Below are 9,905 nucleotides of genomic sequence, written 5' to 3' on the forward strand. Positions count from 1 at the left end.
CGACATGAACAACAACCGGGATGACAGCAGGCTAGAGGTTTACACCACCACAAAACGGCTGATGCAACTGGAAGCCGATGGACGTCTGCCGGATATCCACGGTCGCCAACGCACCTGCAGTCTGCTTTCGGGCCAACGGGGCTCCCGCATGCGAGGACGCGGCCTCGACTTCGATGAGTTGCGCCGCTACGCCAGAGGCGACGACATCCGCCATCTCGATTGGCGCGCCACCCGGCGCACCGGCACGCCTTTGGTGCGCAGCTACACCGAAGAACGGGACCGTCCCACTCTGATTCTCTGTGACCAGCGCATGGATATGCTGTTTGGCTCAACCCTGCTGCTGAAGGCCACCGCAGCGGCGGAAGTGGCCGCGTTGATCGCTTGGGTCGCCTTTCATGCCGGCGACCGAGTAGGCGGTTTGGTATTCAATGATCAGGATATCGATATCGTCACGCCTCATCGCAGCCGGCAGCAAGTCGCTGACCTGCTCAGCCAAATTGCGCGCCGCAACCGGGCGCTACACGTCGGCCATCAGCAACCACGCAATCGCGATCAGCTCGACCGTGTGCTCTCACGTACCCTGGCTCAGGCTCGCCACGACCAGACGATCTGTATTGTCAGTGATTTCTCCGGCCTGACAGAGCGGACACTGGGCCTGCTGCAGCAGCTTTCCCTGCACAATGATGTGCTGGCGGTGCAGATCTATGACCCTCTGGGCATGGAACTGCCCAGGCACGGCGTGGTGACCGTCGTCGACAACCAGGCGGAAGTCACCCTGGATCTGGGCCATGCCGCCACGCGCGAGCGCCTCACCGATTTTATGCAGTCACGCTTCCGCGATATCGATGACCATCTCCGGCGTAGTCGCTTCCCTCACATCAAGATCAGTACCGCCATGCCGACGCTGCCTCAGTTGCGGCAAGCGCTCGGACTGATGGCAAGGCCCCGAGCATGAGCCTGATCAGCGAGCTGAACCAGCTGCAGGAACTCCCTGCCCCGCCCATGCCTGACCTATGGCCGCAAACCTGGGGCTGGTGGGCACTGCTGTTCTGCCTGCTGACACTGGCACTGATCGTCTTTGTGACCTGGCGCCGTCGACGGCACGCCAATGCCTATCGCAGGGTTGCCCTGCTCGAGCTGGACCGGCTGCAGCGTCGGTGGCAACAGCTACCCAATGACCCCAGCCCGCTCAGAGACATTCCCGATCTGCTCAAGCAGGCGGTGATTGCCCGACTCGGCCAGGAAAACCCTGACATTGCCGTCATGACTGGTCACAACTGGCAAAAGTTGCTGAGCGGTATGGCCCGCACACCGCTGCCACAGGACTTTGCTCACCATCTGGAGCTGCTGGCCTACGCTGACGACCAGACACTGCAGGCACTGAATCTGGCCAGCCTGATAGCCGATTGCCGTCACTGGCTGGAGAACCACCATGATCCAGTTTGACTTCCCCTGGGCCTGGCTGCTGTTTCCGCTGCCTCTGCTGGCCTATCGCTGGCTGCCCCCTTTCATCGAACCGCGGCGAAAACTGCGGGTACCCTTTACCGCAGCATTTCAGCACCAGGTTCAAGCGGTCTCCAACCGGAGCCCAGTAGGGCTTTCACGTGTGGTGCTCGCCATACGCTGGCTGCTGTGGCTGCTGCTGTTGGCCGCAGCAGCACGTCCCGTGCTGCTTGAGCCTCCAATCACCCGAATGGAGCCGAAGCGGGATATCGTGCTGGCCATCGACCTCTCTCTATCAATGAGTGAACGGGATGTCGCAACGCCCGACGGCCTCAAGATCGAACGCCTTGCGGCTGTAAAACAGGCGGCCAGCCAGTTTATCGGCCAGCGCCCTGATGACCGTATCGGCCTGGTCGGCTTTGGTGATCAGGCATTCCCGCTGGCGCCCCCCAGTGCCGAGCACGACACCCTGCTGCAGATTCTGGCGATGACGGAAAGTGGCATGGCCGGTGCCAACACGGCACTTGGGGATGCGATCGGCGTGACCCTGAAACTGCTGGCCAACAGCGCGCTGCCTGAGAAGGTGCTGATTCTCCTGACCGACGGCCGGGACAATCGCAGCCGGCTCGACCCACTCCAGGCCGCTCGCATTGCCCGCGACCGAAGTCTGAAGATACACACCATCGCTTTTGGCCAGGCGGACAGCAGCGGCGCCAACAGCATCGCTGCCGATGTGCTTGAGCAGATTGCCACCCAAACACATGGCCACGCCTTTCTCGCGTCTGACCAGCAGGCTCTGCAGCAGGTCTACAGTGCCATTGATGCCCTGACGCCTCAGAACGCCAGCGTACTCAAGGCGCAACCCCGGCGAGAGCTGTCCTGGGTGCCCGTTGCGCTGGCGCTGGGCCTGCTCCTGCTTGAGCTGCTTGTTACAGCCCTGATGCGGCGCCCCCCTGTCGCCTCCCGCACAACAGAACAGCAAGAGGCCGACGCATGAGCGAGGTGTTCACCCAGTTCCATTTCCTCCGCCCCTGGGGGTTGCTGTTCTCTCTGACAGGGATACTCCTTGTGCCCATCTGGCAGGTGTACAGCCGGCGACAGGATGCCCTCAGGCAGATCATTGCCCCGCACCTGCTCAAGCATCTAACCCTGCACTCGACACACCATCACCGTATTTTCCCGGTCCACGGCTTTGCCCTGTTGCTGGTACTGGGCGGCGTGGCGGTGGCAGGCCCCAGCTGGGACAGGGTGCTGCCGCCGTTTGTTGACGAGCAGACCAACGTCACCGTCATCATCGATCTGTCCGATTCCATGGGCAGTGATCAGGGCAGACACAGCCTGGCGCTGGCACAGGACAGGGTGCTGGCATTAGCCCAGCGCCATCCCGGCTGGCGGATCGGCCTGATCGGTTATGGCCAGAGTGCTCATCTCATCCTGCCCAACAGCCGCGACCGGGAACTGCTGGCGCTCTACCTGAACTCACTGCAGGCCGGCATGATCCCGGGCCACAGCCGCAATCTCAACGAAGCGTTGGCCATGGCTATGCGTACCCGCTCTGACGACCCGATGCCAATGAGCCTCCTCCTGATAACCGACAACCTGGCGGCCGCACAGTTCGCACCTGACTGGCATCAGCCATCTGCGCCGATGGAGATACTGGTGCTGGCACCCGCCGAAAGCCTTGCTACCGGAGCCTCGGTACTGAGCAGCTTGTCAGCCAGCGCACAGGCGTTCACCAACCGCGAGGACGATCTGCGCTGGCTGGAAGATCGCATCCAGTCCCATTTCAGGCATCACCAAAACCTGGATGAAAATCTCAAATGGCGTGACCTCGGCTACTGGCTGGTCTGGCCCGCACTGCTGCTGTCCCTGTTGTCTATACGCCGGGGATGGCGCGTGCAGTGGTGCCTGCTGCCCCTGACACTGTTGGCCTTTACACCCTCTCAGCCGGCACTGGCCGGGCCGTTGAGCGACGCCTTCCTCACCCCGGACCAGCAGGGACGCCTCGCATTCGAATCTGACCGCTATGCCGAGGCTGCTCAGCTGTTCCAGACCCCTTATCTGCGCGGTCTGTCCGCCTATCGCTCCGCTGACTTCGAGCTGGCGATCGAGAATTTTCGCCAGATCGACACGGCGGAGGCCTGGTTTTATCTGGGAAACAGCTATGCCCGACAGCTTGAATTGCGCAAGGCCGAAGCCGCCTATAAAACCGCGCTCGCAAAAAAACCCGACTTCCCGGCTGCCACGGCCAACCTGGCTTTGGTCAGCCGGCTGGCACAGGCGTTCGATCAGGAGCGCCAGCATGCTCCCGAGATGGGTGCCGATGTGCTGAGTTTCGATAAGGAAAGCAACGAAGGGCAGGCAACCGAACTGCAAGCACACACCCGACTGGCGGACGAAGTCTGGCTAGAAAACCTGAGTTCCTCTGCCACGGAATTTCTGCGCCGCAAGATTGCCCTCGAGCAGCAGGCTTCAGGGAGGCATGATGATGTGGATTAAAAGCTTGATGCTGTGTATCGGCCTGACACTCCAGGCCGCGGCCGCAGAAGAGGTTCGACTCGATGCTCGTCTGCAACCGGAAAGCGATATTCGGGCCGGACAACCACTGTATTACGAGATCGATGTACTGACCGATACCTGGCTGACCGGCACGCCTGACTTCAGCCGTTTCCAGGTTCCGGGCACGCTGATCACGTTTGAGGGCAGTCAGGGCCGAACCATTCAGCGGAACATTGAGGGCAAACGCTACTTCGGCCTCAGCTACCGCTACCGCCTGATTCCGCTCGAGTCGGGGGTAACGACCCTGCCCGGCCTGCAGCTTGAGGTGCCTGTGGGTCAGTCAGACAAGCCAGTGGCGGTCACCTTGCCGGCACGCTCCTTCGCCGTTCAACCATTGCCTGCCGCTGAAGCAGCCGGTATCAGCCTGCTGGCAACTGATATCCAGCTGAGCCAAAGCTTGCGACCAGCGACCCTATCGATCCAGACCGGCCAGCCATTGATCCGTGAAATCCGGGTGCAAGCCCAGGGCGCTCTGGCATTGTCGATCCCCCGGCCCCAGGCGCTTGCCAAGCCCTCGCCGGCGGGCACTGAACTGCCTGCAGAGGTCAAAGCGCTGACCGATCAACGGGGGCATTCCATCGGAGGCGAGCGCATCGAGCAGGTGCGCTACCTGCCCGAGGAGACCGGCACACTGACACTGCCTGCGGTCGAACTGGCCTGGTGGGATATCGATGAAGGCAAGGTGAAACGCACCCGGCTGCCGGAACTGGTGGTTGAAGTGACCGCGGCCGAAACATCCCTGAATGAGCAACTTGCCCTGGCGGGACAACGGCTGGCACACCAGGTTAGCCGCCGCTTTCCCGGCAGCTGGGCAGGACTGGCCGTTACCCTCGCTCTGGTGTTTTGGGCCCTGAGGCGTTACCGCCGTTCTGCCCTGGGGCTGTTCCGCGTACAGTTTGGCCGCCTGCACCAGCACTGGCGCGATTCCCGCTTCGGAACTCGCCACCAGGCTGTTCGGGAGCTGAAGAAAACCCCGGCTGAGTTGACCAGTACCTATCGCCTCATTCAGACCCGCTACTGCAGCCCGTCCATTCGCAATGCCCCGCTGGATCCTGAATCACAGCAGAATCTGCTGGACGGCCTCGCGCACTATTATGGCCCCTCTCCCGATCCCACCAAGGGTCAACCCAAAATGCTCAGAGCCCTGCGCCGCCTGATCATCCCCAAACGCAGCCAGGAATAACTCGCTCAGTTCAGACGCCGCTCAAGTTCATCAACCAGCCTACTGACCCTGGCATCCTCGGGATACAGCTGCTGCATGATTCTGGCCTGCTGGAGAGCTTGATCCAGTAGGCCCTGCTGATGCAGAACATACACTTTGGCATTCAGCAGGTCATAGTCATTGGGTGCCCGTGACAGGGCCTGATCCAGAACCTCAGTCGCGCGCGGCCACTGTTTCATGTGGGCCAACACCAGGCCATGGTTGTATGCGGCACGGGTGTTGGCGGGATCAAGCCGGGTCGCTTGCTCGAAACGGGACAAGGCCTGTTCGCTTTGGCCAGACTCCACCAGTACCAGTGCCAGCAGGTAGGCCAGGTAAGCCCGGTCCGAATCGGGGACCCGCTCCATATCGGCCCCGGTTGTCAGCGTGGCAAGCGCCAATTCAGCATTGCCCCGCTCGCTGGCCAGCTTGGCAAGGTTGATTCTGGCCGGGCTGAACACGGGATCAAGCTCAAGCGCCGCCTGATACTGAGCAATCGCCTTGTCATGTTGACCGTCCCGGTGCAGGTAGGCGGCAAAGTTGAACCGGCTGCCCGGGAGGGTTGCCAATTCGCCAAGACGCTTTTCATAGTCCGCCCGTAGCTGGGCAACACGGCCCCTCATCGGTTCCGGAAATCGATCAAGACTGACACCAGCCAGCGCTTTCAGCGCCTGATCCCGTACAGCACGGGGGTGATCCGACGATAGCAGATCGATGAGCAACGATAGATTGTCCCCAGCCGCCTGTTGCGCAAAGGCACCGGCTGCGTAAGCCTGCACCAGTGGTTCATCCGCCAGCAGACCCGCACGCAGTACAGGGAAGGCCTGATAACCAAAGGAGCCCAAGTGCTCCACAGCAGTGGCCCGGGCGATAGCGGGGGCCGTGCTGTCTCTGATCAGACGCGCAAGCCGGACAACGGCATCATCTTCACCGCTGCGAAAGGCATTCAGCGCAGATGCAAAATGTGGCGACCGCTCGGAAGACGGATACCAGTGTTCAATGGCTGAGCTCGCCCATTCGGCCGAGCGATCATCGTGGCAAGCATTGCACGCATTGGGGCTGCCGGTCGTCAGGGTCAAATCGGGACGGGGAATGCGCAGGCTGTGATCGCGACGCGGGTCCACCACCATGTAGGTTGTCTCGGGCATGTGGCAATTCACACACTGCGCGCCGGTAGAGCCCTGGGGGTGCTGATGATGCTCGGGCGAATCGTAATTCATCGCCAGAATCTGCGGGAACCTGGGCGGAGGTGCTTCATTGTGGCAGCGGGTGCAGAGCGTATTGCCCTGAGCCAGCACCTTGGTGGTGTGAGGATCATGGCAATCGAGGCAGGCAACACCGGCCTTGTACATGGCGCTCTGGATAAAGGAACCATATACGTATACCTCGCCCTCAATCTGGCCATCGGCATGATAGAGTCCGGCGCCAAGGGTCGAGGGCAAGGCCTTGTCGAGATAGGCTTCGTGGGCGTGTTGACCGTCTTTCAGGCTCTGCCGTCGACTGTGGCAATAGGCGCAGGTTTCCACCACCTTGTTCGAGTCCATCCCCTTGAAGTCGACGGTGAGCCCCTTGTTGCCAGCCTCCGGTTTATCAGCTGACGCAGATGGCTCGCCCTGTGCCCATTCAACATGTTTACGGCCGGGTCCATGACATCCCTGACAACCAACACTCTGCTCCTGCCAGGTGGTGGCAAAGCTGTCGGACGCCTCGTCATAGTTCATGCTCAGGAACGTGGAATGGCAGTCCGCACACATGGCGTTCCAGTTCTGGTACCTTCCGGTCCAGTGCAGGGCGTCATCGGGGGCGAACTTCTCGCCGGGATAGAGAGAAAACCAACGCTGACCGCCCTCTTCACTGGGACGACTGTCCCAGGCAATGGTGAGCGATTGCAGCCGACCGCGAGACAGCCTGACCAGATATTGCTGCAGCGGAAAATAGCCAAAGGTGTACGCGATGGAAAACTCTTCCATCTCGCCCGACTCACCTTCGATCGAGACCCAATAGCCGTTATCGCGTTTGAAGAAGCGCGCTTGCACGGCGCCGTCATCAAAGCGGGCATCATCGAAGTTACCCAGCACGGAAGCCTCATCGGCGGGCTTCATCGCCCAGGCGTGGTCGGAATGAGACCAGAGATCTGCCTGCTGCTGATGGCACTGGTTACACGTAGCGGCCGGTACATAACCGGAATTCTCAGCCTGGGTTACCTCAGCACTGGCGGCACGGCCGAGCATCAGGATACACAAGCTAAGCATGACACTTATAACAATGCGAAAAACGTCCATACGGATGGTCACGAGTGTGGCTCTCGGTTCTTTGGATTCTTATTAAGGTGCCAAACTTACCTCCTTTACCAGGCAATGTCGCCTGTCTTGGCATGTTGGATACCTGGGAGCTTGTCAAAAAACTGCGGGTGAGCCAGAGCGATGATGGAATGGAGCACCAGCCTGACCGAAGAAGTGCACTGTGGGTGAGACAGTTGGGTGAGGTACGGTCGGCTGGTACATAAGCCGGGGAGTGGTAGTGATTGCCACTCCCCTGATGAATCACATGTTCGGGTAGTTGGGTCCGCCCATGCCTTCCGGTGTGACCCAGGTGATATTCTGGGCCGGGTCCTTGATGTCGCAGGTTTTGCAGTGCAGGCAGTTCTGGCCGTTGATCTGGAAGCGCTTGCCGCCCTCGTCCTCAACGATCTCGTACACGCCCGCCGGACAGTAGCGCTGCGCCGGTTCAGCAAACAGCTGCAGGTTCTGCTTAAGCGGGATACTGGCATCCGCCAGTTTCAAATGACAGGGCTGGTCTTCCTCGTGGTTGGTGTTGGACAGGAACACCGAGGAGAGCTTGTCGAAGCTGAGTTTGCCATCCGGTCGCGGGTACTTGATCGGTTCATAATGATCCGCCGGTGCCAGCTGGGCATGATCCGGGTGGTTGTCGTGCAGCGTCACCGGGATGCGACCACCGAACCAGTTCTGATCGATGTAGTTGAACGCGCCACCCATCAGCTGACCGAACTTGTGCATCGCCGGACCGAAGTTGCGCGAGCGGTACAGCTCGTCGAACAGCCAGGAAGCTTTGTAGGCATCCGTAAAGCCACTCAGATCCTTACCACCCTCGTCACCCTTGCTCAGCGCGTCGAAGATCGCCTCGGCGGCCAGCATGCCGGATTTCATCGCCGTGTGGGTGCCCTTGATCTTGCTGAAGTTCAGCGTACCGGCATCACAACCGACCAGCAGGCCGCCCGGGAAGGTCATCTTCGGCAGCGAGTTGTAGCCGCCCTTGGCGATGGCACGGGCGCCGTAGGACACGCGCTTGCCGCCATCCAGGTGGCGCTTGAGCACCGGATGATGCTTCAGGCGCTGGAACTCGTCGAACGGACTCAGGTATGGGTTCTGGTAGTTCAGATCCACGATCAGGCCGACCACCACCTGGTTGTTGTCGGTGTGGTAGAGGAAGAAGCCACCACTGGTCTCCTTGTCCAGCGGCCAGCCAGAACCGTGCACCACCAGACCCGGCGTGTGCTGTTCGGCCGGGATATCCCAGAGTTCCTTGATGCCCAGGCCATAGTGCTGAGTATCGGCATTCTTGTACAGGCTGTACCGGCTGATCAACTGCTTGCCCAGATGACCGCGGCAGCCTTCGGAGAAGACAGTATATTTGGCGTGCAGCTCCATGCCCGGCATGTAGTTGGGGCCCTGCTCGCCCTCGGCGGTTACGCCCATGTCGCCAGTGGCCACGCCCTTGACGCTGCCATCGTCATTGAACAGCACTTCAGCGGCAGCAAAGCCCGGGAACACCTCGACGCCCAGCGCTTCGGCCTGCTCCGCCAGCCAGCGGCACAGGTTGCCCAGGCTGATGATGTAGTTGCCCTGGTTGTGCATCGTTTTTGGCACGAAGGCATTGGGGATTTTGGTGCCCTTCCTGGGATCCTTGAGCAGGTAGACTTCGTCTTCGGTCACCGCGGTGTTCAGCGGTGCACCCTGCTCTTTCCAGTCGGGAAAGAGCTCATCCAGTGCCCGCGTTTCCAGTACAGCACCGGACAGAATATGAGCCCCCACTTCGGAGCCCTTCTCAACTACGCAGACCGTCAGTTCCTGTTCGTTTTCCTGTGCCTGCTGCATCAGACGGCAGGCGGTGGACAGCCCGGCGGGGCCTGCCCCGACGATGACCACATCGAATTCCATCGATTCACGCATAACTTGACCCTCCAAGCGACCGTCTGGGGTGCTCGGTTATCGCAAAGGTTGCTGAAAAAAATGCCCTGAACTCTGGACAAGAACAGGGCATAGAGGGGATCTATCGAACGCCAGGCCTTAGAGCTTGGATTCGAGCTCCGGCACCGCCTCGAACAGGTCGGCCACCAGGCTGTAGTCTGCCACCTGGAAGATCGGCGCTTCCTCGTCCTTGTTGATCGCCACGATCACCTTGGACTCCTTCATGCCCGCCAGGTGCTGGATCGCACCGGAGATGCCGACGGCGATGTACAGTTCCGGCGCCACGATCTTGCCGGTCTGACCGACCTGCATGTCGTTGGGCACGAAGCCGGCATCAACGGCGGCACGGGACGCGCCCACGGCAGCGCCCAGCTTGTCGGCCAGTTTTTCCAGAATGGCGAAGTTCTCGCCATTGCCCATGCCACGACCACCAGACACGACGACCTTGGCGGCAGTCAGTTCCGGACGGTCGGACTGTGCCATCTCTTCGCCAA

General features: G+C 60.7%; 8 protein-coding genes. 5 read left to right on the forward strand and 3 right to left on the reverse strand.

The genetic code is table 11. The features are described from left to right. Nucleotides 1–4 precede the first annotated feature (4 nt). From ABD013_RS06405 to ABD013_RS06425, 5 genes are read left to right on the forward strand one after another with little or no spacing between them, the layout of a single operon-like run. Nucleotides 5–955, forward strand: a complete 951-nt coding sequence (locus ABD013_RS06405) for a DUF58 domain-containing protein (RefSeq protein WP_343803899.1) — start codon at nucleotides 5–7, stop codon at nucleotides 953–955. Continuing rightward, nucleotides 952–1,446, forward strand: coding sequence for a DUF4381 domain-containing protein (locus ABD013_RS06410; protein ID WP_343803902.1), 495 nt, complete (start codon nucleotides 952–954; stop codon nucleotides 1,444–1,446). Before ABD013_RS06405 ends, ABD013_RS06410 begins: the two co-directional genes overlap by 4 nt. Continuing rightward, nucleotides 1,433–2,440 carry a VWA domain-containing protein gene (locus tag ABD013_RS06415; RefSeq protein ID WP_343803905.1) on the forward strand — a complete coding sequence of 336 codons (1,008 nt, stop codon included), beginning with the start codon at nucleotides 1,433–1,435 and terminating at the stop codon, nucleotides 2,438–2,440. Before ABD013_RS06410 ends, ABD013_RS06415 begins: the two co-directional genes overlap by 14 nt. After that, nucleotides 2,437–3,942, forward strand: a complete 1,506-nt coding sequence (locus ABD013_RS06420; RefSeq protein ID WP_343803908.1) for a vWA domain-containing protein — start codon at nucleotides 2,437–2,439, stop codon at nucleotides 3,940–3,942. Before ABD013_RS06415 ends, ABD013_RS06420 begins: the two co-directional genes overlap by 4 nt. Beyond that, complete coding sequence (locus ABD013_RS06425) at nucleotides 3,929–5,185, forward strand: hypothetical protein (RefSeq protein WP_343803911.1); 1,257 nt, start codon at nucleotides 3,929–3,931, stop codon at nucleotides 5,183–5,185. Before ABD013_RS06420 ends, ABD013_RS06425 begins: the two co-directional genes overlap by 14 nt. 5 nt (nucleotides 5,186–5,190) lie before the next feature. On the opposite strand, the gene ABD013_RS06430 is transcribed toward ABD013_RS06425, so the two are convergent. From ABD013_RS06430 to ABD013_RS06440, 3 genes are all read right to left on the reverse strand, one after another. Further along, entirely contained in the window at nucleotides 5,191–7,455 is a 2,265-nt protein-coding gene (locus ABD013_RS06430) for a tetratricopeptide repeat protein (RefSeq protein ID WP_343803914.1), read from the reverse strand. A 291-nt stretch (nucleotides 7,456–7,746) separates the two neighbouring features. Then, nucleotides 7,747–9,393 carry an electron transfer flavoprotein-ubiquinone oxidoreductase gene (locus ABD013_RS06435; RefSeq protein WP_343803919.1) on the reverse strand — a complete coding sequence of 549 codons (1,647 nt, stop codon included), beginning with the start codon at nucleotides 9,391–9,393 and terminating at the stop codon, nucleotides 7,747–7,749. Nucleotides 9,394–9,510: 117 nt separating this feature from the next. Next, nucleotides 9,511–9,905: FAD-binding protein (locus ABD013_RS06440; RefSeq protein WP_343803922.1), on the reverse strand; the 395-nt coding region annotated here is incomplete at its 5' end.

It is taken from the genome of Marinobacterium maritimum (assembly GCF_039523155.1).
Classification (GTDB): domain Bacteria; phylum Pseudomonadota; class Gammaproteobacteria; order Pseudomonadales; family Balneatricaceae; genus Marinobacterium; species Marinobacterium maritimum.